The sequence below is a fragment of the Blastococcus goldschmidtiae genome, assembly GCF_031845325.1.
GTDB lineage: Bacteria > Actinomycetota > Actinomycetes > Mycobacteriales > Geodermatophilaceae > Blastococcus > Blastococcus goldschmidtiae.
This window is the reverse complement of record NZ_JAVREI010000004.1, coordinates 57,043-78,534: the sequence shown is the minus strand read 5'-3', so window position 1 is coordinate 78,534 and position 21,492 is coordinate 57,043. Positions and strand designations below refer to the sequence as shown.

Here is a 21,492-nt window from a genome sequence, read left to right as displayed (position 1 = left end):
AGCTGTGGTCTGCGGGTGCGGCACGTCTGGCAGCCGTGTCGCGGGCGACGGTGCGCGAGCCTCGTGGGCCTCCGCCGGTCAGACCGCCGCGTGCGCCTCCTGGTCGGGGGCTCCCGCCGTGCGGTCGGGCTCGAGCGGATCGGCCACGGTCCCGGTGTCGTCGAGCCGGCCCTGCGCCTCACGCACGGCCCGGGGGGGCAACGGCGGGCGCAGGTCGGCAACAGCAGCCAGGGCGGCCAACACGTCGTCGGGTCGTACGGCGGGCGTCACCTGCCGGACGACCATGTGCAGTATGGCACAACCTGCCCCGGCCGAAGCCGACGCGCTGGTCACCGGGACGCGGGCGTCGATGTCCTTGAGGCCGTTCTTCGTGCGCTTCGCGACCGTGACGACGTCGGCGGCGAGGAAGGCCTCGACCGCCCGCGCCAACTCGTCGACGTCGACCCCGGGCAGCTCCACCCGCCACACGAAGGCGTCGATCCGGTCGGCCAGGGACCCGGTCCCCTCCCCCGCCTCCACGCACTCCAGGACGGCGACGTCCTCGGGCAGAGCGGCGTCCAGGGCCGCCCGCACGGCCTCGGGGTCGCACCGGACCGACAGCCCGATCTCGACGTACTCCGCCTCGCTGGCCGCGCCCGTGGGGGCGGCCCCGAGGTAGGAGATCTTGGGGTGCGGGCTGAACCCGGCGGAGAACGCCATGGGCACCTGGGCGCGGCGCAGCGCCCGTTCCAGGGCGCGCGCCAGGTCGCGGTGGGAGGCGAAGCGCAGCCGCCCCCGCTTGGCGTAGCGGATGCGCAGCTTCTGCACCGTGGGCGGCGGGGGCGGGCCGGTGGGCTGGCGGGCCATCAGACGACGGTCAGCGGGAGCAGGCTGCGCCCGGTCGGGCCGATCTGGATCTCGGTGCCCATGGTCGGGCAGACCCCGCAGTCGTAGCAGGGGACCCACCGGCAGTCGGCGACCTCCTCCTCGCTCAGGGCGTCCTGCCAGTCGTCCCAGAGCCACTCCTTGTCCAGCCCGGAATCCAGGTGGTCCCAGGGCAGGATCTCGTGCTCGGTGCGCTCGCGGGTGGTGTACCAGTCGAGGCCGACGCCGAAGGTCGCCAGCTCCTCGGTCGCCGCGGCGACCCAGCGGTCGTAGGAGAAGTGCTCGCTCCAGCCGTCGAACTTGCCGCCCTCGCGCCACACGCGCTCGATGACCCGGCCGACCCGACGGTCCCCACGGGAGAGCAGGCCTTCGATCGCCCCGGGCTTGCCGTCGTGGTAGCGCAGCCCGATGGAGCGGCCGATCTTGCGGTCCTCGTTGATCTTCTGGCGGAGCAGCCGGAGCCGGTTGTCGATCTCCTCGGGGCTGGCCTGGCTCGCCCACTGGAAGGGGGTGTGCGGCTTGGGCACGAAGCCACCGATGGAGACGGTGCAGCGGATGTCCTTGCGGCCGCTGGCCACGCGGCCGGCGCGGATGACCTCGACCGCCAGGTCGGCGATCTCCAGGACGTCCTCGTCGGTCTCGGTCGGCAGACCGCACATGAAGTAGAGCTTCACCTGCGTCCAGCCGTTGGCGTACGCGGTCGTCACCGTGCGGACGAGGTCCTCCTTGGACACCGTCTTGTTGATGACCCGGCGGATGCGCTCGCTGCCGCCCTCGGGGGCGAACGTCAGGCCGCTGCGTCGCCCGTTGCGGGACAGCTCGTTGGCCAGCGTGACGTTGAAGGCGTCCACCCGGGTCGACGGCAGGCTCAGGCCGGTGTTGGTGCCCTCGTAGCGGTCGGCCAGCTCCTTGGCCAGCTGCCCGATCTCGGAGTGGTCGGCGCTGGACAGGCTGAGCAGGCCGACCTCCTCGTACCCGGTCGCCTTGAGCCCCTGGTCGACCATCGAGCCGATGCCGGTGATCGTCCGCTCGCGCACGGGACGGGTGATCATCCCGGCCTGGCAGAAGCGGCAGCCGCGGGTGCAGCCGCGGAAGATCTCCACGCTCATCCGCTCGTGCACGCTCTCGGCCAGCGGGACCAGCGGCTGCTTCGGGTAGGGCCACTCGTCGAGGTCCATGACGGTGCGCTTGCCGACCTTCGCCGGCACGTCGTCCCGGGTGCGGGTCACGCTCGCGATGGCGCCGTCGTCGGCGTAGGAGACCGCGTAGAACCGCGGCACGTAGACGCCGTCGACACGGGCCAGCCGGGCCAGCAGCTCCTCGCGGCCACCGGGGCGGCCCTGGGCCTTCCACGCCTTGACGACGTCGGTGATGTCGCCCACGGCCTGCTCGCCGTCACCGAGGACGGCGCAGTCGACGAAGTCGGCGACCGGCTCGGGGTTGAAGGCGGCGTGCCCACCGGCGACGACCACGGGGTGGCTCTCGTCGCGGGCGACCGCGTGCAGCGGGACACCGGCGAGGTCCAGTGCCTCGAGGAGGTTCGTGTAGCCGAGCTCGGTGGCGAAGCTGACGCCGAGGACGTCGAAGTCGGCGACGGCGCGGTGGCCGTCGACGGTGAACTGCGGGACGCCGTTCGCGCGCATGAGCGCCGCGAGGTCGGGCCAGACGGCGTAGGTGCGCTCGGCCAGGGCGTCGGGGCGCTCGTTGAGCACCTCGTAGAGGATCATCAGGCCCTGGTTGGGCAGGCCCACCTCGTAGGCGTCGGGATACATCAACGCCCAGTGGACGGCGGCGTCCTCCCAGGGTTTCACCTGGGCGTTGAGCTCACCACCCACGTACTGGATGGGCTTCTGGATCTGGGCCAGCAGCGGCTCGAGTCGCGGGTAGAGCGACTCGCCGGCGGTCGTGCGGAGCTCTGCAGTCATGGCCCGTCCAGGGTAGCCGCCGCACCGCGAGCGATCTTCTCCCTCGACCCGCTGCCCTCGCTCAGCGAAGAACTCCTCAGGAGGACGTCATGAGCACTGCCCCCGAGGAGACCTACCTCGCCCGCACCTTCGACGACGACCGCTACGCCTGGGCACGGAGCCGCCGCGTGCGGCACCGGGCGGTCGTCGCCGAGGTGGCGCTCTTCGTCGCCCTGCTCGCCGCGACGGTGGGCAGCGCCTCGACCGATCAGGGCTGGACGACGTGGTTCTTCATCGTCTGGACGGCCGGGATGCTGGCGTTCATCCCGATGCGCTCGGTGCTCGACCTCGGCATCCGCGGCGTCCTCGACCGCGACCGGCGATCGCTCGACGAGCACCAGCGGCGACTGGGCGAACGGTCGCACAGCGCCATGGGCCGGCCCAGCATGGCGCTGACCTTCGTGGCGATCGGCGGGGCGGTCGCCGTCGTCGCGCTCACCGGGCACGTCGCGCCGGCGCTCTGCCTCGGGTTCCTGCTCTGGCTGGCGAGCGGCCTGCTGACCTACTGGCACCTCGCGTGGACCACTCCCGAGGAGCCCGTCGACACCGAGATCTGACTCCCGGCCGCGCTGGGATCAGGGAACCTGATCGGGCAGCGTCCTCCCTCACGTTCCACGGCGAGGGAGGACGCTCGACGATCAGGGAACCTGATCGTGGCGGAGGTCAGCCCAGGTCGGGGAAGAACAGACCGATCTCGCGGGCGGCGGACTCCGGCGAGTCCGAGCCGTGCACGATGTTGTTCTGCACCTCGAGGGCGAAGTCACCGCGGATCGTGCCGGGGGCGGCCTTCACCGGGTCGGTGGCGCCGGCCAGCGCTCGGAACGCCTCGATGGCGCGCGGGCCCTCGACGACCAGCGCCATCAGCGGGCCGCTGGTGATGAACTCGACGAGCGAGCCGAAGAACGGCCGCTCGCGGTGCTCGGCGTAGTGGGTCTCGGCCGTCTCGGCGGTCAGCGTGCGCAGCTCGGCGGCCACCAGCCGCAGCCCCTTGCGCTCCAGCCGGGTGATCACCTCGCCGACCAGGCCGCGGGCGACGCCGTCGGGCTTCACGAGGACGAGGGTGCGTTCAGGCGTGGGTGCGGACACGGCTGTGCAGCTTACGTGGCCCCGGAGTCCGGGCCCGGGCACCCGCGAGGATCCCTCGTCCGGGTGGTCAACCCGACGGCGGTTCCTGCCGATGAGGAACCGTGCGTACCGACATCCGACGGCTGCTGACCGTCTCCACCGCCTCCCTCCTCCTCGTCTGCGCCAGCGGCACCGCGTCGGCCGAGGAGCCGGTGAGCGACGAGGTGACCGAGCTCCCCACCACGCTGGTGGACGAGCTCGCGCCGGCGGAGCAGCAGTCGCTGACCGACCTCACCGAGGGCGAGGGGGTCCGGCTGGAGGCGTTCGTCGAGACGCCGACCGGCCCGGAGATCGTCACCCTCGAGGCCGGCGGCCGGAGCGACGCCACGGCGGCGGCGGCACTTCTCGAGCGGCAGCCGTCGGTCGAGGCCGCCGCCGTCAGCGCACCGGTGCGTATCACCGGCGGCTGGTACGAGCAGTACGGCAACGACCTGGTGCGCGCCGAGCAGGCCCGCACGGAGGTGGACGCGGCCACGCTCGACGACGTCGTCGTCGCCGTCCTCGACACCGGGGTGGCGCCGCACGCCGAGCTGGCCTCCGCACTCGTCGCCGGCCAGAACTTCACCGACTCCCCCGGTGGCCTGACCGACGCCACCGACCGGCACGGGCACGGCACCCACGTGGCCGGCACGATCGGCGCGGACGCCGGCAGCTACGTGGAGGGCGTGGCCCCCGGGGTGCGGATCATGCCGGTCAAGGTCCTGGGCGACAGCGGCGGCGGTTGGACCAACTGGGCCGCCGACGGCATCATCTGGGCCGCCGACAACGGCGCCGACGTCATCAACATGTCGCTGGGCGGGAGCAGCCCCAACACGGTGCAGGCCCAGGCCATCGCCTACGCGCGCTCGAAGGGCGTGACCGTCGTCGCGGCCGCCGGCAACGACAACACCTCGACGCCGTTCTACCCCGCGGCCGACACCGGGGTCATCGCCGTCGCCGCGGTCGACCAGCAGCGGGCCAAGGCGTCGTTCTCCAACTACGGCAGCTACGTCGACGTCGCGGCACCGGGCGTCAGCATCCTCTCCACCTACCTGGCGGATCACGTCTACATGAGCGGCACCTCGATGGCCTCGCCGCACGTGGCCGGCGTGGTCGCCCTGATGGAGGCCGTGGCTCCGGCGCTCACGCCGGACCAGCTCGAGCAGGCCCTCGCCGGGTCGGCCACCGACCTCGGCGCGGCCGGCCGGGACGACCTGTTCGGTCACGGCCTGGTCGACGCCGTGCGGGCCGTGCAGGGCGCCAAGGCACTCGCCGGCGGCGGCACGGTCCCGGTCAACACGGCGCCGGTCGCCACCGCGGACACGGTCTCGCTCCCGTACAACCCCGGCACCCGGACGCTCGCGGTGACCGCGAACGACACCGATGCCGACGGCGACCCGCTGCAGATCGTCTCCGCCACCCAGGGCACCTACGGCACGGTGGCGACCACCGCTACGTCGCTGCAGTACACCCCGACGCGTTCGGGCCCCTTCGCCGACACCGTCACCTACACCGTCAGCGACGGCCGCGGCGGTACCGCCGTCGGCACCGTCCGGGTGTCGGTGGCCGCTCCCCCGGCCCCCGTCGTGCGGAAGCCCTCCGCGCCGCGGATCGGCGCGCGGACCCCTGTGCCCTCGGGTGTGCGACTGCGCTGGGCCGCGCCCGCGGACACCGGCGGAGCTGTGATCTCGGCCTACCGGGTCACCGCCTACCAGGGCTCCACCCCGGTCAGGTCCGTGGTGGTCGACGGCCGGACGACCACGGTCACCGTCACGGGTCTCCGCAACGGAACCCCCTACCGGTTGGCCGTCCAGGCCCTGAACTCCGCCGGCCAGGGGCCCCGGTCGGCGCTGGTCACCGCCACTCCCCGTACCAAGCCGACTGCTCCGCGGATCAGCTCGGTGAGGGCGCAGAAGAAGGCGGTCGCGGTGCGCTGGGTCAGGCCGGCCAACACCGGAGGCGCGCCCGTCACCGGCTACGTCGTCCGCGTGTACTCCGCCGGGAAGCTGGTGAAGTCGGTCGCCGCACGGGCGACGACGACGCGCGCGGTCGTCCGGGGGCTGGCGCCGGGCAAGAGGTACGTGTTCCGCGTCGTGGCGAAGAACGCGGCCGGGCTCGGGAAGCCCTCGGCCAGCAAGGCCGCGCGCCCGCGCTGACATCCCCCGCCCATGGGGCGACCACCTACCCGGTGGTCGCCCCATCGGCGTCGTCGGGCCCCTGCACCGTCACCGGGGCGAACATCGAGCCGACCAGCTCCTTGCGCACCTGCAGGAGGTACAGCCAGATCAGCACGAACGCGCCGGCCACGAACCACATCGCGGCGGTCATCAGGCCGGTGGCCAGCAGCGGCACCTGCAGGGCGGTGCCGATGTAGAGACCCCGCTCCCGGCGTTGCACCCCGCTGGACAGGATCAGCAGCAGAGCGAGCACGACCAGGAGCGTCAGCCGGACCGCGCCGAGCCCCTCGGTCGGTGCGATGGCGCGGGGTACGAACAGGACCGCGATGCCCTCGAGCACCAGGATCGCCGCGGCGGCCCCGCCCAGCGCCCGGCCGGCCCGGACCGGGTCGGCGGCCTTCACGGGCGACGCCCCGACAGGAGCGTCCGGGCCTCCCCCGCGGTGATGACGCTGCCGGTGACCAGGACGCCGGACCCGCCGAGCGCGTCGTCGGGCCCCGCCTCGGCCAGCTCGATCGCCTCGGAGATCGCCTCGCCCAGACGCGGCGAGACGCTCACCCGGTCCGCGCCGAAGACGTCGACGGCCAGGGCCCCCAGCTCGTCGGCCGGCAGCGCGCGCTCCGCGGAGTTCTGCGTGATGACGACCTCGGCGCAGATCTCCTCGAGCGCGGCCAGCATCCCGGCGACGTCCTTGCCGCGCACGGCCCCGACCACCCCGATGAGGCGGGTGAAGTCGAATGACTCCCGGATCGCCTCGACCGTCGCCGTCATGCCGGCCGGGTTGTGCGCGGCGTCGATCAGCACGGTCGGGCTGGTGCGCACCCGCTCCAGACGCCCCGGCGAGCGGACGGCGCCCAGGGCGGCGCGCACGGTCTCCTGCTCGATCGGGCCGGTGGCGGCGCCCGCACCGAGGAACGCCTCGACGGCGGCCAGCGCGGTGGCGGCATTCTGCGCCTGGTGTGCGCCGAACAGCGGCAGGTACACCTCGTCGTACTCCCCACCCAGGCCCTGCAGGCGCACCTGCTGCCCGCCGACGGCGACCCGGCGCTCCAGGACGCCGAACTCGGTGCCCTCGCGGGCGACGACGACGTCCACCTCGACGGCGCGACGGATCAGGGCGTCGAGCGCACCGGGCTGCTGGTGGGCCAGCACCGCGATCGAGTCGGCCTTGATGATCCCGGCCTTCTCGCCGGCGATCGTGGCGACGTCGCTGCCGAGGTACTCGGCGTGGTCCATGGCCACCGGGGTGACGACGGCGACCCGGGCGTCGGCGACGTTCGTGGCGTCCCAGGTGCCGCCCATCCCCACCTCGATGACGGCGACGTCGACCGGCGCGTCGGCGAACAGCGCGTAGGCCATGCCGACCATCACCTCGAAGAAGCTCATCGGGTGCTCGCCGGCGGCGTCGACCATCTGCACGTACGGCGCGATGTCGGCGTAGGTCTCGACGAACCGCTCCGGGCTGACCGGCTCCCCGTCCAGGACGATCCGCTCGCGCATGGACTCCAGGTGCGGGCTGGTGAAGCGGCCCACGCGCAGGCCGAAGCCGCGCAGCAGCTCGTCGATCATCCGCGCCGTCGTCGTCTTGCCGTTGGTGCCGGCCACCTGGATGACCGGCATCGCGCGGTGCGGATTGCCGAGGAGGTCGACCAGAGCGCTGATGCGGGTGAGGGACGGCTCCAGCCGGCTCTCCGGCCACCGGGCCAGCAGCTCCGACTCGACCCGGGCCAGCTCACCGGTGCTGCTGCTGTTCATCCTGCTCAGGATGCCAGTTGGCCGACGGCCTGCCCCGCCCTACCGGGCAGCGCCCTGGACGACGCCGCTGCCGGCGTGCATCCAGTCCCGCGGGGGCGCGGTCTCGACGACCCGCTTGCCGAGGGGGAACAGCCCGACCGCGGCCAGCTTGAACGAGGCGATGCCGAAGGGGATGCCGATGATCGTGAGGCAGAACCCGATGCCGGCGACGATGTGGACCAGCGCCAGCCACCAGCCGGCGACGAGGAACCACAGCAGGTTGCCGATCGCGGATGCGGCCCCCGCCCCGGGCGCGCGCACGGTGGTGCGGCCGAACGGCCAGAGCACGAACCCGGCCAGCCGGAACGACGCGATCCCGAACGGGATCGTGACGACCAGCAGGCAGGCGATGACGCCGGCCAGCAGGTAGGCCAGCGCCAGGATCCAGCCCTGCAGCACCAGCCAGATGACGTTGAGCAGCAGTCGTAGCGTGTCCACGGTTGCCTCACGGACGAGCGGGGCGCGGTGTTCCCCGGGCGGCAGCGCAGCCTCGTTGCCCGCCCTTTCTAGGATGCTGGGCATGGCTGCCGACATCTCCCGCCCGGACCCCACGGCTCCGGGAGCGACCGTCGGCGTACCCGAGAAGCCGACGATCGACGGGCTCGAGGAGAAGTGGGTCGCGCGGTGGGCGACCGAGGACACCTACGCCTTCGACCGGGCCGCTGCCCTGGACCCCGCCACGACGCGTGAGCAGGTCTATTCGATCGACACTCCCCCGCCGACGGCGTCGGGCTCGCTGCACGTGGGCCACGTGTTCAGCTACACGCACACCGACTTCATCGCCCGCTACCAGCGGATGCGCGGCAAGCACGTCTTCTACCCGATGGGCTGGGACGACAACGGCCTGCCGACCGAGCGCCGGGTGCAGAACTACTACGGCGTCCGCTGCGACCCCTCGCTCCCCTACGACCCCTCGTTCGAGCCCCCGGCGAAGCCGGACAAGAACCAGCTGCCGATCTCCCGGCGCAACTTCGTCGAGCTGTGCATGCGGCTGACCGAGGCCGACGAGGCCGAGTTCGAGAAGCTCTGGCGCCGCGTCGGGCTCTCCGTGGACTGGTCCAACGTCTACCGCACGATCTCCGAGACCTCGCGCGCCACCGCGCAGCGGATGTTCCTCAAGAACCTGGCCCGCGGCGAGGCCTACGCCCAGGAGGCCCCCACCCTCTGGGACGTCACCTTCCGCACCGCCGTCGCGCAGGCCGAGCTGGAGGACCGGGAGCGCCCGGGCGCCTACCACCGGATCTCGTTCGCGGGCCCGGCCGGCCCGGTCTTCATCGAGACCACCCGCCCCGAGCTGCTGCCGGCCTGCGTCGCCCTGGTCGCGCACCCCGACGACGCGCGGTACCAGCCGCTGTTCGGGAAGACCGTCCGCACGCCGCTGTTCGACGTCGAGGTGCCCGTGGTGGCGCACCGCCTGGCCGAGCCGGACAAGGGCTCGGGCATCGCGATGATCTGCACCTTCGGTGACCTCAACGACGTCACCTGGTGGCGCGAGCTCCAGCTGCCCACCCGGGCGATCGTCGGCTGGGACGGCCGGCTGCTGCCCGACCCGCCGGCCGACGTCCCGGCGCACCCCTACGACGAGCTGGCCGGCAAGACCGTGTTCAGCGCCCAGCAGCGGATCGTGGAGCTGCTCCGCGAGTCCGGCGACCTCGAGGGGGACCCGAAGCCGATCACCCACCCGGTGAAGTTCTTCGAGAAGGGCGAGCGCCCGCTGGAGATCGTCACCACGCGGCAGTGGTACATCCGCAACGGTGGTCGCGACGCCGACCTGCGCGAGGCACTGGTCGCCCGCGGCCGCGAGATCCAGTGGGTGCCCGAGCACATGCGGCACCGCTACGACAACTGGGTCGAGGGCCTCAACGGCGACTGGCTGATCAGCCGCCAGCGGTTCTTCGGCGTCCCGTTCCCGGTCTGGTACCGGCTCGACGCCGAGGGCGAGCCGGACTACTCCGCACCCATCCTGGCGCCGGAGGAGTCGCTGCCGGTCGACCCGTCCTCCGACGTCCCGGCCGGGTTCACCGAGGACCAGCGCGGCGAACCGGGGGGCTTCATGGCCGACCCCGACGTCATGGACACGTGGGCGACGTCGTCGCTGTCGCCGCAGGTCTCCTCCGGCTGGGACACCGACCCGGAGCTGTTCGCGCGGGTGTTCCCCATGGACCAGCGGCCCCAGGCGCACGACATCATCCGCACCTGGCTGTTCTCCACCGTCGTCCGGGCGCACTACGAGCACGGGACCGTGCCGTGGACGCACGCCACGATCTCCGGCTTCGTGGTCGACCCGGACCGCAAGAAGATGTCGAAGTCCAAGGGCAACGCCACCACGCCGATCGACGTCCTGGAGCGCTACGGCACCGACGCCGTCCGCTGGCGGGCCGCCGGTGCGCGCCCGGGCGCGGACTCGCCGTTCGACGAGACGCAGATGAAGGTCGGCCGCCGGCTGGCGATGAAGATCCTCAACGTCGGCAAGTTCGTGCTGGGCCTGGGCGCCACGGCGTCCTCGACCGTCGACCAGGTGACCGAGCCGATCGACCTCGGCCTGCTCACCGCGCTGGGTCGCGTGGTCGACGAGGCGACGGCGGCCATGGAGGCCTACAACTACACCCGCGCGCTCGAGGTCAGCGAGACGTTCTTCTGGTCGTTCTGCGACGACTACGTGGAGCTGGTGAAGTCCCGCGCCTACGGGACGGGGCCGGCGGCGGCCTCCGCGCAGGCGGCGCTGGCGGTGGCCCTCGCCGTGCAGCTGCGCCTGTTCGCGCCGGTGCTCCCGTTCGTGACCGAGGAGGTCTGGTCGTGGTGGCAGACCGGCTCGGTGCACCGCGCCGCGTGGCCGGTCTCCGGCGAGCTCCCCGGCCAGGGCGACCCGGCCGTACTGACGGCGACCGCCGCCGCCCTGGCCGGGGTGCGCAAGGCCAAATCCGACGCCAAGGTCTCCATGCGGGCCGACGTGGAGACGGCGACGGTCAGCGCGCCGGCCGCGCAGGTGCCGCTGATCGAGGCGGGCCGGGCCGACCTCGTCGATGCCGGCCGGATCAGCATGCTGGCCGTCGAGCCGGGCGAGGGTGAGCTGACGGTCGACGTCGTCCTCGCCGAGGTCCCCGAGACCTGACCGCACCGTTGAACTCCGGCGATCCACCGTCGGCCTCGTCGTGGGTCGCCGGGGTTCAACGGTCGCGCGTCAGCGCGGCCCTGTTCGCGGACCTGGCCGGGCGGGTGCCCGACCGCGGTGACGACCGCGTGCTCGTCGCCGTCGACGGGGTGGACGGCGCCGGCAAGACTGTCTTCGCCGACCAGCTCGCCGCGGCGACCGAAGCGCTCGGCCGACCGGTGGTCCGGGCGAGCGTGGACGACTTCCACCAGCCCCGGGCGGTGCGCTACCGCCGCGGCCGCGACTCCCCCGAGGGCTTCTGGCTCGACTCCTACGACTACCCGGCCCTCCAGCAGGAGCTGCTCGAGCCGCTGCGGAACGCCGCGCCTGTCCGGCTGCGCTGGCACGACCTGGCCGCCGACAGCCAGGTCGACGAGCCGCCGGTCTCCGTGGCCCCCGGTGCAGTCGTAGTGATCGACGGGCTGTTCCTGCACCGTGACGAGCTGGCCGACCGGTGGGACCTCTCTATATGGCTGGACGTGCCCTTCACGGTCACCGCGGCGCGGATGGTGTCCCGCGACGGCTCCCCCGCGGACCCGGACCACCCGGCGATGCGCCGCTACGTGGGTGGCCAGCAGCTCTACTTCGCCGCCTGCTCGCCGTGGGCATGTGCCGACCTGGTCGTCGACAACACCGACTGGATGTTGCCACGCCTGCTCGATCGGCCGCCGTCCGACCGCTGAACCCCGGCGACCCACGACCGGCGCCCTCCTGGGCCGCCCAGGCTCATAGGTCCCGTCGTCCACAGGCCGTCTGCGGCGAATGTCCCGGATCGGCGAGCCTGTCGGCGTGCCCGGGCCGGTCGACCTCCTCCCTCACGGAGTGGCTGGCCGCGCGGACGTCGCCGCGGCCACCAGCAGAAGCACCGTGGGCCGCTGGCTGGCCAGAGGCGAGCTGGTGCTCGTTGCGCCGGGGGTTGTCGCTACCGGACCGCGCGACGAGATGGGTGGAGCGTGCGTGGGCCGCGACGCTGTACTCGGGAGCTCCGCTCAGCCACGTGTCGGCGCTCACGGCGGCCGGGCTCGTGCGTCGGACGGCTGGGCCGCTGCACGTGACGGTCGGGCTCGATCGCTGCCTCCGCGACGCCGCGGACGTCGTGGTCCACCGCTCGGGACGGCGGGTGTCGACGATCCGCTGCGACGGCCTCGAGGTCGTCGAGCCGGCGCGCAGCCTGGTGGATGCGTGGTCCTGGGCGTGGTCGCCCCTCCGCAACGGCCGGGCTGCGGCCGAGCGACCTCTGGTGCGGCAGGCGGTCATCGAGGCGGTGCGGGAAGGGATGGTGCGCGCAGCGGCCGTGCGCCGGGAGTCGGACCGGACGCCGCGCCATGCCGGCCGGGCCCAGCTCGGCGCGCTGCTCGAGCTGGTCGGGCGCGGGAGCCAGAGCGAGCTGGAGGTCTTCGGCGTGCAGCACGTGCTCCCGCGTTCCACGGCAGCCGCGAGGCCAGGGAGCGGGACCTGCGCCGGGACAGCGGGCTCGCCGTGCTGGGCTGGGTGGTGCTGCGGTTCAGCTACGAGCGGCTGGTCAGCGACCCGGCGGGGTGCCGGCAGGAGATCGAGGCCGTCGTCCGCCATCGGCTGGCCGACCGTTGAACCCTCATGACCCAGGACGGCGCGCTACCCGGGTCGTGCAGGTTCAACGGTGCGGCACCGTGTGGCTCGGGAACGCGAACGGCCCGCCCCCTTCTGGGGACGGGCCGTCGGCGTCGAGCTCTGGGTCAGGCGGACTTCTCGCGGCGCTCGCGGGTGGGCTTGCGCGGCACGATGGTCGGGTTCACGTGCTCCAGCACGACCTCCTTGGTGATCACCACGGAGGCGACGTCCTCACGGCTGGGGATGTCGTACATGACCGACTGGAGCACCTCCTCCATGATCGCGCGGAGCCCGCGGGCACCGGTGCCACGGAGGATGGCCTGGTCGGCGATCGATTCGAGCGCGTCGTCGGTGAACTCCAGCTCCACGCCGTCGAGCTCGAACAGCTTCCGGTACTGGCGCACCAGGGCGTTCTTCGGCTCGGTGAGGATGTTGATCAGCGCCTCGCGGTCCAGCTTCTGCACGCTGGTGATGACCGGGAGACGGCCGATGAACTCCGGGATCATGCCGAACTTCAGCAGGTCCTCGGGCATGACCTCGGCGAAGGCGTTGGCCTCCGCGATCTCGGCCTTGCCGCGGACCTCGGCGCCGAAGCCGATGCCCTGCTTGCTGGTGCGGGCCTCGATGACCTTGTCCAGGCCGGCGAAGGCGCCACCCACGATGAACAGCACGTTCGTCGTGTCGATCTGGATGAACTCCTGGTGCGGGTGCTTGCGACCCCCCTGCGGGGGAACCGACGCCGTCGTCCCCTCGAGGATCTTCAGCAGCGCCTGCTGCACGCCCTCACCGGAGACGTCGCGGGTGATCGACGGGTTCTCGCTCTTGCGGGCGATCTTGTCGACCTCGTCGATGTAGATGATGCCGGTCTCGGCGCGCTTCACGTCGTAGTCCGCGGCCTGGATCAGCTTCAGCAGGATGTTCTCGACGTCCTCACCGACGTAGCCCGCCTCGGTCAGCGCCGTGGCGTCGGCGATCGCGAACGGGACGTTGAGCATCCGGGCCAGGGTCTGCGCCAGGTGGGTCTTGCCGCACCCGGTGGGGCCCATCAGCAGGATGTTGGACTTGGCCAGCTCGACGCTGTCCTCGCGGGAGGCGCGGTCACCGCCGGCCTGGATCCGCTTGTAGTGGTTGTAGACGGCCACGGAGAGCGTGCGCTTGGCCTGGTCCTGCCCGATGACGTACTGCTCGAGGAAATCGTGGATCTCCTTGGGCTTGGGCAGCTCGTCGAACTTCAGGTCCGAGGACTCCGAGAGCTCTTCCTCGATGATCTCGTTGCAGAGGTCGATGCACTCGTCGCAGATGTAGACCCCGGGGCCAGCGATGAGCTTCTTGACCTGCTTCTGGCTCTTCCCGCAGAAGGAGCACTTGAGCAGGTCACCGCTCTCACCGATTCGTGCCACCTGCTGACCTCCGGTTCGGATCCGCAGCCCTGGAACCAGGACTCTGCGTCGTCATCGTCGTTGCTCTTCCGCCTCTGCCGGCCCCGCTCCGCGGAACTCTCCTCCCGGCGCTGAGGGCCGGGGTTCGGGCGTCCGCCGAACGTACCTGCCGCTACCGACGCCACCGGGCAATGACTCACCCGGGTTCGCGCCGGTGGTCCCACTTCCGTCTCGCTCGTCTCTCCGCATCGTCCCTGGCCCGGGAGTGCACTCCCGACCCGCCGGACCCCTCCGACGGTACGGGCCGGGGACGCGACACGCGCCCCCGACCCGGAACCGCGCGAGGTCAGACCGCGGGAAGCGCGTTGAGCTTCCGGCTCTGGATCACCTGGTCGACGATGCCGTAGTCCTTCGCCTCCTGAGCGGTGAGGATCTTGTCGCGCTCGATGTCCTTGCGGATCTGCTCCTGGCTGCGGCCGGTGTGCCGCGCCAGGATCTCCTCCATCTGCACCCGCACCCGCTCGATCTCGGCCGCGTGGATCTCCAGGTCGGACACCTGACCGCCGGACTCGCCGGAGGGCTGGTGGATCAGCACGCGGGAGTACGGCAGCGCCAGCCGCTTGCCCGGCGTGCCCGCCGCCAGCAGGACGGCGGCGGCCGAGGCGGCCTGGCCCATGCAGACGGTCTGGATGTCGGGTCGGACGAACATCATCGTGTCGTAGATGGCCATCAGCGCCGTGAACGAGCCACCGGGCGAGTTGATGTAGATCGTGATGTCGCGGTCCGGATCGGCCGACTCCAGCGTGATGAGTTGCGCCATCACGTCGTTCGCCGACGCGTCGTCGACCTGCACCCCGAGGAAGATGATCCGTTCCTCGAAGAGCTTGTTGTACGGGTTGGACTCCTTCATGCCGTAGCTCGTGCGCTCCACGAAGGAGGGCAGGATGTACCGGCTGGAGGGCATCTCGAAGCTCATTGTCTGTGTCCTCGGGCGCTCAGTTGTCGGAGACCGGGTTGGCGCTGTCGGTCATGGCCGCCTTGCTCACCACGTGGTCGACGAAGCCGTACTCGAGGGCCTGCTGCGCGGTGAACCAGCGGTCGCGGTCGGAGTCCTCGAGGATCCGCTCCACGGTCTGCCCGGTGAGCTGCGCCTGCAGCTCCGACAGCTCCTGCTTGGTCCGCCGGAACAGGTCGGCCTGGATGGCGATGTCGGAGGCCGTGCCACCGACACCGGCCGAGGGCTGGTGCATCAGGATCCGCGCGTGCGGGAGGGCGTAGCGCTTGCCCTTCGTGCCCGCGGTCAGCAGGAACTGGCCCATCGAGGCGGCCAGGCCCATGCCGTAGGTGGCGACGTCGCAGTCGATGAACTGCATCGTGTCGTAGATGGCCATGCCGGCGGTGACCGAGCCACCGGGCGAGTTGATGTAGAGGTGGATGTCGCTCTTGGGGTCCTCGGCGGAGAGCAGCAGCATCTGGGCGACGAGCTGGTTGGCGATGACGTCGTCCACCTGGGTGCCCAGGAAGATGATGCGCTCGCGCAGCAGGCGCTCGTAGACGGAGTCTCCGAGGTTCATCATTCCGCTGGCGCCGCGCATCACGGGTGCGCTCGCGAGGTTCGGGTCGGTGGTGCTCACAGGTGCGGTGACCTCCGTAGGACTGTCCAGCAGTCGGTCTCGGTGGACTGGGTGTTCGTCGGGGTGGTGGGGTGGGACGTACAACAGGGTGCGGGGCGGTGGTGCGGGCCTCGGCGGCCCCCGGGGAGCGGTGCCCCCCGGCGATCCCTTGAGTCCTGTCGACCCTAACGCGCACCTCCGACGGTCGATGCCCGCGACGGGGGGTGTTCGCCGACGGCGCAGCGACCGGACCCGGCGGAGCAGGCGCAGACGACGGACGCCGCCCCACCCGGGATCGGGTGGAGCGGCGTCCGGAGCGGAGCGGGGAGGTCAGGCCTTGGCGACGTCCTCGGTGTCCTCGGTCGCGCCCTCGGCGGCCTCGGTGGCCACGGCCTCGACGGCAATGTCGTCGTCCTCGTCAGCGGCGTCCTCGGACGCAGCGTCCGCGGCCGGGGCCTGCACCGTCTTGGGGCGCAGCGCCTCGAGGTCGACGGTCGTGCCCGACGCGTCGGTGATCGTCGTCTGCTCGAGCAGCTGGGCGAGGGTCTTGGTGCGGCGGACGTCGGCGACGAACTCGGCGATGTTGCCGCCCTGCTGCAGCTGCTGCGCGTACTGCTCCGGGCTCATCCGGTTGCGCTGCGCCTGGGCCATGATCTGGGCCGAGAGGTCGTCGTTGTCGACGGTGACCTCACGGGCGTCGGCGATGGCGTCCAGGATGAACTGCGTCCGGACGGCCTCCTCGACGTTCTTGCGCTGGTCGGCGTCGTAGGCCTCACGGCTCTCGACGCCGGACATCGACAGGAAGGTGTCCCAGTCCATGCCGGCCTGCTTGAGCTCGCCCTCGAAGGCGCGGTTGCGCCACTCGATCTCGCGCTCGACCAGGTTCTCGGGCATGGGCACCTCGACGGCCTCCAGCAGGTGCTCGACCAGCTTGTCGCGGGCCTGCGCACCCTGCTGCAGCACCTTGGTGCGGGCCAGGCGGGTGCGGACGTCCTCGCGCAGCTCGGCCAGGGTGTCGAACTCGCTGGCGGTCGAGGCGAATTCGTCGTCGAGCTCCGGGAGCTCCTTCTCCTTCACCGAGCGGACGGTGACGGTGACGTCGGCGGTCTCGCCGGAGTTCGGGCCCGACAGGAGCGCGGTCTGGAAGGTCGCGGTCTCCTCGGCCGACAGCCCGCGGACGGCGTCGTCGAGGCCCTCCATCAGGTTGCCCGAGCCGACCTCGTAGGACATGCCCGTGGTCGAGCCGTCCTCCAGCACCTCGTCACCGAGCTTGGCCTCGAGGTCGATGGAGACGAAGTCGCCGTCCTGGGCAGGACGCTCGACGGACTGGAGCATGCCGAAGCGCTCGCGCATGACGTCGACCTGCTGGTCGATCTCCTCGTCGGTGACCTCGACGTCGTCGACGGTCACGGCGAGCTCGTCCAGGGCCGGCAGCTCCAGCTGCGGCGCGACGTCGACCTCGGCGGTGAACTCGAGGGACTCGTTGTCCTCGAGCTTGGTCACCTCGATCTCGGGCTGGCCGAGGACGCGGACCTGGTTCTCGCGCACGACCTCGGAGTAGACCTCCGGGATGGCGTGCTGGACGACCTGCTCCAGGACGACGGGGCGGCCGATGCGCTGGTCGAGCACGCGGTTGGGCACCTTGCCCGGGCGGAAGCCGGGGACGCGAACCTGCTTGCCCAGCTCCTTGTAGACCTCACCGAAGGCGTGGTCCAGGTCCCCCCAAGCCACCTCGATCGCCATCCGGACCCGCGTGGGGCCCAGTTCCTCGATGGTGCTCTTCACAGCGGCAGTGCTCCTCGGTAAGACAACTGGTGGGGGCGCTCGGTGTCGACGGCGCCGCGTCGACCCCCGAGTCTACGGGCGACGGGGGCAGAGGCGCGGGGGCGGGATGCGCACCAAGCGAGCCCGCGGGCGCGGGGGCCGGGTGTGGACCTGCGACGGAACCTGGTCGGGGTGACAGGATTTGAACCTGCGGCCCCCTGCTCCCAAAGCAGGTGCGCTACCAAGCTGCGCCACACCCCGTGGCCGGGCCGAGTCTAGGGCCCGCCCACGCCCGGCCGGGACCGGCGACGTCTCAGGCGGAGACCGGCGGACGGCGGTCCGCCCACGGCGACGCCTGCTCCAGGGCCGCCGCGACCCGGACGAGCACGTCCTCGCGGCCGTAGGCGGCCACCAGTTGCACGCCGACCGGCAGCCCGTCCTCCGTCCAGTGCAGCGGCAGGCTGATCGCGGGCTGGCCGGTCACGTTGAACTGGGCGGTGTACGGCATGAAGCCGCCGATCCGGCGCCCTTCCTGCTCCGGCCCCGCCGCGGCGAACCAGCCGAGCTCCGGCGGCGGGGCTCCCACCGTGGGGGTGAGGAGCAGGTCGAAGCCCCGGCCGCCCTGCTCCCCCGGCGTCCAGAACGCGGCCATCCGCCGCGACCAGCCGCCCAGCCAGGCCCGTGCCGCCAGGTAGTCGGCGGACGACAGGCGCTGCCCCATCGCGCGGTAAGCGGCGTTGCGGGCCTCCAGCTCGTCGCCCCGCACGGGGCGGTCCAGCAGGCGCTCGTGGGTGGCCAGGGCGAGCGCGATGTCCGCGGCGATGGTGGCGCCGAAGGAGCGCATGAACTGCTCGTCGAACATCCCGTCCGGCGTGCCCGGCTCGACCGTGCAGCCGAGCTGCTCGAGCAGCTGCCCGGCGCGGTCGACGGCGGCACGGCACTCCGGGTCGTCCGGGGACCGCTCCCCCGGTGCGGCGTCGAGCACGCCGATCCGGAGCCGACCGACGGGGGCGCCCACCTCCCGGGCCAGCGGGCGAGGCAGGGCAGGGGCGACGTAAGGGTCACCGGGCATGGGGCCGCTGATGGCGTCCAGGACGGCTGCGGCGTCGCGGACGGTGCGGGTGAGCACGCCGTCGGTCGTGGCGCCGGCCCAGCCCTCCCCCACCTCCGGGCCGTGGCTCACGCGGGCACGGGTGGGCTTGAGCCCGACCAGCCCACACTCCGACGACGGGATGCGGATCGATCCCCCGCCGTCGCTGGCGTGGGCGACGGGGACCATTCCCGCGGCGACGGCGGCGGCGGATCCGCCGCTGGAGCCGCCGGCGGAGTGCGCCGGGTTCCACGGGTTGCGCGTCGGCCGGTGAGCTGCCGGTTCGGTGGTGATGGTGGTACCGAACTCGGGCACGTTGGTGCGGCCGAGGGAGACGAACCCGGCGGCGCGGAACTGGCGAGCGAGGTGACTGTCGATCGGCCAGGTCATGCCGGAGTCGCGCAGGTAGGAGGTCCCGTAGTTCGTGGCCTCTCCGGCGACGTGGCAGCCGAGGTCCTTGAGCAGCATGGGGACGCCGCGGAACGGGCCGTCCGGGAGCGCGCCGGCCGCCTCCCTGCGGGCCTCGTCGAAACGGTCGCGGATCACCGCGTCGAGGTGGGGGTTCACCCGCTCGATCCGCTCGATGGCGTCCTCGACGAGTTCCGCGGGACTGGCCTCCCCCGAGCGCACCAGCTCTGCCTGCGCGGTCGCGTCCATCCAGGTGGTGTCGGTCATGCGTCCGCACGCTAGCGCCGGAGGACGCCCCGGGCACTGGCTCGTGTCCCGGCGGCAGGAGCCGAGACGTGACCTACGGTGCACGGCAGGTACCAACCGATCGGCGGCCCCCGCGCGCCCTCGCGCACCCGGGTGAGGTGGCCGTCCTCCGGCAGATGAAGGGGCCATGACCGGTCGCCGAGCAGCATTTCTCCTGGTTCCCCTGCTGTTCCTCGGCGCCTGCTCGGGTGCCGACGGAGACGGCGGGAACGACGGGGGCGACGCCTCCCCGGCCCGCACGAAGAGCGACGTGGACCTCGGCGCGTGCGACTTCGACGTGCCGGCGGGCGTGGACATCGAATGCGGCACGTTCGCCGTCCCGGCCGACCGTGACGACCCCGACGCCGGGGAGATCGAGCTCGCCTTCGGCATCGTCCGGAGCGACGCCGACGACCCTGCGGACGATCCCGTCGTCTACCTGTCGGGAGGGCCCGGCCAGAGCACCCTGGAGCTCGTCCCGGACGGTTTCGCCCAGCTCTACGAACCGCTCACCGCGAACCGCGACCTCGTGCTCCTCGACCAGCGGGGCACCGGACTGAGCGAGCCGTCGCTGGCCTGCGACGAGTACAGCGCGTGGGCGCGGGACTCGCTGGGGTCCGGCCTGTCCGACGAGGAGCTGGAGGCCCAGGCCCTGGAGGCGCTCGAGGAATGCCGCCAGCGCCTCGTCGACGAGGGCATCGACGTCGCCGACTACAACAGCGCCGCGTCCGCCGCTGATCTCGAGGACCTCCGGGTGGCGCTCGGCTACGACGAGTGGAACCTCTACGGCATCTCTTACGGCACCCGCCTGGCGCAGTCGGCGATGCGCGACCACCCGGACGGCATCCGGGCGGTCGTGCTGGACTCCGCCTACCCGGTCGACGCGGACCTGTACGAGGAGATGCCCCGCAACGCGCTGCGGGCGATGGATGCCCTGTTCGCCACCTGCGCCGACGACCCCGGCTGCGCCGCCATGTACCCGGATCTCGAGCGGACGTTCCGGGATGCCGTCGGGAAGCTCAACGCAGCGCCGGCACCGGTCACCGTCGTCGACCCGATGAACGGAGAGCGCCTGCAGGACGAGCTCGACGGGGACTCCCTCGTCGGTTTCCTGTTCGACTCGCTCTACTCGACCGAGCTGGTGGCGCACCTCCCCGAGGTCATCACCGCGGCGGGCGCCGGCGAGTTCGGCACGGTCGGGCTTCTTCTCGGGGTGCAGCTTCAGCAGCTGGACTTCGTCAGCATCGGCCAGCAACTGGCCGTCCAGTGCCACGAGGAGGTGTCGTTCGGCTCCCGTGCGGACGTGGCCGCGGCCGCAGCCGAGGACCCGCTGGTCGAGGGCTTCTTCGCAGGGACGCCGACCTCTGGCCCCGGCATCTTCGACGTGTGTTCCTCGTGGGACGCCGGCGAGCCCGAGGCCGACGCCAACGAGCAGGTGACCAGCGACATCCCCGCACTGGTGCTGGCCGGTGACCTGGACCCCATCACGCCGCCGCGCTGGGGCGAGCAGATCGCCGCCGGCCTCTCCGAGAGCTTCTTCGTCCGGTTCCCGTTCACCGGGCACGGTGCCCTGCCCAGTCACGAGTGCGCCGTGCGCATCGCCGAGGGGTTCCTGGACGAGCCCAGCCGCGAGCCGGCGACCGACTGCATCGACGACATCGAGCCGCCAACCTTCACCGCGGACGACGTCGCGGTCGAGATGACCTCGTTCGAGAGCGACGAGCTCGGCCTCGCCGGCGCCCGTCCGGAGAGCTGGATCGAGGCGATCCCCGGGTTGTGGCAGGAGTCGTTCCTGACGTCGCTCATCCAGCAGGTGGTGCCCGGCATCACCGCCGAGCAGGTGCTCGAGGGGGTCGCCGAGCAGCTCGGCGCGGAGGAGCCGCTCCAGCCGGTCGGTGAGCTGACGACCGACGCGGCGACCTGGCAGCTCTACCAGCTCGTGGAGCTCGGGCAGGCGGTCGAGATGGCGCTGGCCGAGGGGCCGGACGGCCTCATGCTGATCCAGCTGACGACGACCCCGGACCGGAGGGACGTGCACCGCGAGCAGATCTTCCTGCCGGCCGTGGAGGCGCTGACCCCGCTGTCCTGACCCGGGTGGGCCCGCCCTCCCGGGCAGCAGGCAGCCGTCGCGCTAGGCTTCCCGAAGACCTCTCGCAGGTCTCGCGGGTGTAGCTCAATGGTAGAGCCCCAGCCTTCCAAGCTGGCCATGCCGGTTCGATCCCGGTCACCCGCTCCACGTCCTGACCAGGGCGGACGCCCGTCTGTGCAGCTCAGCCGGGCAGCGCCGCTCCTTCCGTGCCGTAGCAGTG

Annotated in this window: 17 protein-coding genes and 2 tRNA genes; 7 read left to right on the top strand and 12 right to left on the bottom strand. The window is 72.1% G+C overall.

Annotation, left to right across the window (positions count from 1 at the left end):
• Positions 1–78 precede the first annotated feature (78 nt).
• Both RM425_RS08580 and RM425_RS08575 read right to left on the bottom strand, forming a co-directional pair.
• On the bottom strand, positions 79–846 hold the full coding sequence (locus tag RM425_RS08580) for a TIGR03936 family radical SAM-associated protein (RefSeq protein WP_311344777.1): 768 nt from the start codon (positions 844–846) through the stop codon (positions 79–81).
• Positions 846–2,789: a TIGR03960 family B12-binding radical SAM protein gene (locus RM425_RS08575; RefSeq protein ID WP_311344776.1), complete on the bottom strand. Its 1,944-nt coding sequence runs from the start codon at positions 2,787–2,789 to the stop codon at positions 846–848. The genes RM425_RS08580 and RM425_RS08575 overlap by 1 nt, the downstream gene beginning before the upstream one ends.
• Before the next feature lie 89 nt (positions 2,790–2,878).
• Here RM425_RS08575 and RM425_RS08570 point away from each other — a divergent pair, with 89 nt between their 5' ends.
• The gene (locus tag RM425_RS08570; RefSeq protein ID WP_311344775.1) at positions 2,879–3,385 is read left to right on the top strand and encodes a hypothetical protein; all 507 of its coding nucleotides are present in this window, start codon (positions 2,879–2,881) and stop codon (positions 3,383–3,385) included.
• Positions 3,386–3,491: 106 nt separating this feature from the next.
• On the opposite strand, the gene ndk is transcribed toward RM425_RS08570, so the two are convergent.
• Positions 3,492–3,914 carry a nucleoside-diphosphate kinase gene (gene ndk, locus RM425_RS08565; protein WP_311344774.1) on the bottom strand — a complete coding sequence of 141 codons (423 nt, stop codon included), beginning with the start codon at positions 3,912–3,914 and terminating at the stop codon, positions 3,492–3,494.
• 101 nt (positions 3,915–4,015) lie between these two features.
• Between ndk and RM425_RS08560 the strand changes: the two genes are divergently transcribed.
• On the top strand, positions 4,016–6,088 hold the full coding sequence (locus RM425_RS08560) for a S8 family serine peptidase (RefSeq protein WP_311344773.1): 2,073 nt from the start codon (positions 4,016–4,018) through the stop codon (positions 6,086–6,088).
• A 25-nt stretch (positions 6,089–6,113) separates the two neighbouring features.
• Here the strand turns inward: RM425_RS08560 and RM425_RS08555 are convergent, their stop codons facing one another.
• Genes RM425_RS08555 through RM425_RS08545 form a run of 3 tightly spaced genes read right to left on the bottom strand, consistent with a single transcriptional unit; the run spans position 6,114 to position 8,341 of the window.
• Entirely contained in the window at positions 6,114–6,512 is a 399-nt protein-coding gene (locus tag RM425_RS08555) for a DUF4233 domain-containing protein (RefSeq protein WP_311344772.1), read from the bottom strand.
• Positions 6,509–7,864, bottom strand: a complete 1,356-nt coding sequence (locus tag RM425_RS08550; RefSeq protein ID WP_311344771.1) for a bifunctional folylpolyglutamate synthase/dihydrofolate synthase — start codon at positions 7,862–7,864, stop codon at positions 6,509–6,511. Before RM425_RS08550 ends, RM425_RS08555 begins: the two co-directional genes overlap by 4 nt.
• Positions 7,865–7,903: 39 nt before the next feature.
• Positions 7,904–8,341 (bottom strand): YccF domain-containing protein, encoded by a 438-nt coding sequence (locus tag RM425_RS08545; RefSeq protein ID WP_311344770.1) that lies wholly within the window; start codon positions 8,339–8,341, stop codon positions 7,904–7,906.
• Between the two features lie 82 nt (positions 8,342–8,423).
• Between RM425_RS08545 and valS the strand changes: the two genes are divergently transcribed.
• The 3 genes from valS to RM425_RS08530 all read left to right on the top strand — a co-directional run bounded on the left by valS (position 8,424) and on the right by RM425_RS08530 (position 12,644).
• On the top strand, positions 8,424–11,015 hold the full coding sequence (gene valS / locus RM425_RS08540) for a valine--tRNA ligase (RefSeq protein ID WP_311344769.1): 2,592 nt from the start codon (positions 8,424–8,426) through the stop codon (positions 11,013–11,015).
• Positions 11,016–11,023: 8 nt separating this feature from the next.
• On the top strand, positions 11,024–11,737 hold the full coding sequence (locus tag RM425_RS08535; RefSeq protein WP_311344768.1) for a nucleoside/nucleotide kinase family protein: 714 nt from the start codon (positions 11,024–11,026) through the stop codon (positions 11,735–11,737).
• A 79-nt stretch (positions 11,738–11,816) separates the two neighbouring features.
• Positions 11,817–12,644, top strand: a complete 828-nt coding sequence (locus RM425_RS08530) for a DUF559 domain-containing protein (RefSeq protein WP_311344767.1) — start codon at positions 11,817–11,819, stop codon at positions 12,642–12,644.
• A gap of 125 nt (positions 12,645–12,769) precedes the next feature.
• Here RM425_RS08530 and clpX read toward each other — a convergent pair whose 3' ends face one another.
• The 6 genes from clpX to RM425_RS08500 form a co-directional block, all read right to left on the bottom strand.
• Positions 12,770–14,044 (bottom strand): ATP-dependent Clp protease ATP-binding subunit ClpX, encoded by a 1,275-nt coding sequence (gene clpX, locus RM425_RS08525; RefSeq protein ID WP_311344766.1) that lies wholly within the window; start codon positions 14,042–14,044, stop codon positions 12,770–12,772.
• A 325-nt stretch (positions 14,045–14,369) separates the two neighbouring features.
• The gene (locus RM425_RS08520; protein WP_311344765.1) at positions 14,370–14,999 is read right to left on the bottom strand and encodes an ATP-dependent Clp protease proteolytic subunit; all 630 of its coding nucleotides are present in this window, start codon (positions 14,997–14,999) and stop codon (positions 14,370–14,372) included.
• Positions 15,000–15,018: 19 nt separating this feature from the next.
• Positions 15,019–15,657, bottom strand: a complete 639-nt coding sequence (locus tag RM425_RS08515; RefSeq protein WP_449495082.1) for an ATP-dependent Clp protease proteolytic subunit — start codon at positions 15,655–15,657, stop codon at positions 15,019–15,021.
• Positions 15,658–15,966: 309 nt separating this feature from the next.
• A complete protein-coding gene (tig, locus tag RM425_RS08510; RefSeq protein ID WP_311344764.1) occupies positions 15,967–17,421 on the bottom strand; it encodes a trigger factor in 1,455 nt (484 codons plus the stop codon).
• Positions 17,422–17,584: 163 nt separating this feature from the next.
• Positions 17,585–17,661 (bottom strand) — tRNA-Pro (locus RM425_RS08505).
• Positions 17,662–17,713: 52 nt separating this feature from the next.
• Positions 17,714–19,165 (bottom strand): amidase, encoded by a 1,452-nt coding sequence (locus tag RM425_RS08500; RefSeq protein WP_311344763.1) that lies wholly within the window; start codon positions 19,163–19,165, stop codon positions 17,714–17,716.
• Between the two features lie 166 nt (positions 19,166–19,331).
• On the opposite strand from RM425_RS08500, the gene RM425_RS08495 reads away from it, so the two are divergent.
• Positions 19,332–21,272, top strand: coding sequence for an alpha/beta hydrolase (locus tag RM425_RS08495; RefSeq protein ID WP_311344762.1), 1,941 nt, complete (start codon positions 19,332–19,334; stop codon positions 21,270–21,272).
• Positions 21,273–21,345: 73 nt separating this feature from the next.
• Positions 21,346–21,419: transfer RNA gene (locus RM425_RS08490), tRNA-Gly, on the top strand.
• Positions 21,420–21,492: the final 73 nt, after the last annotated feature.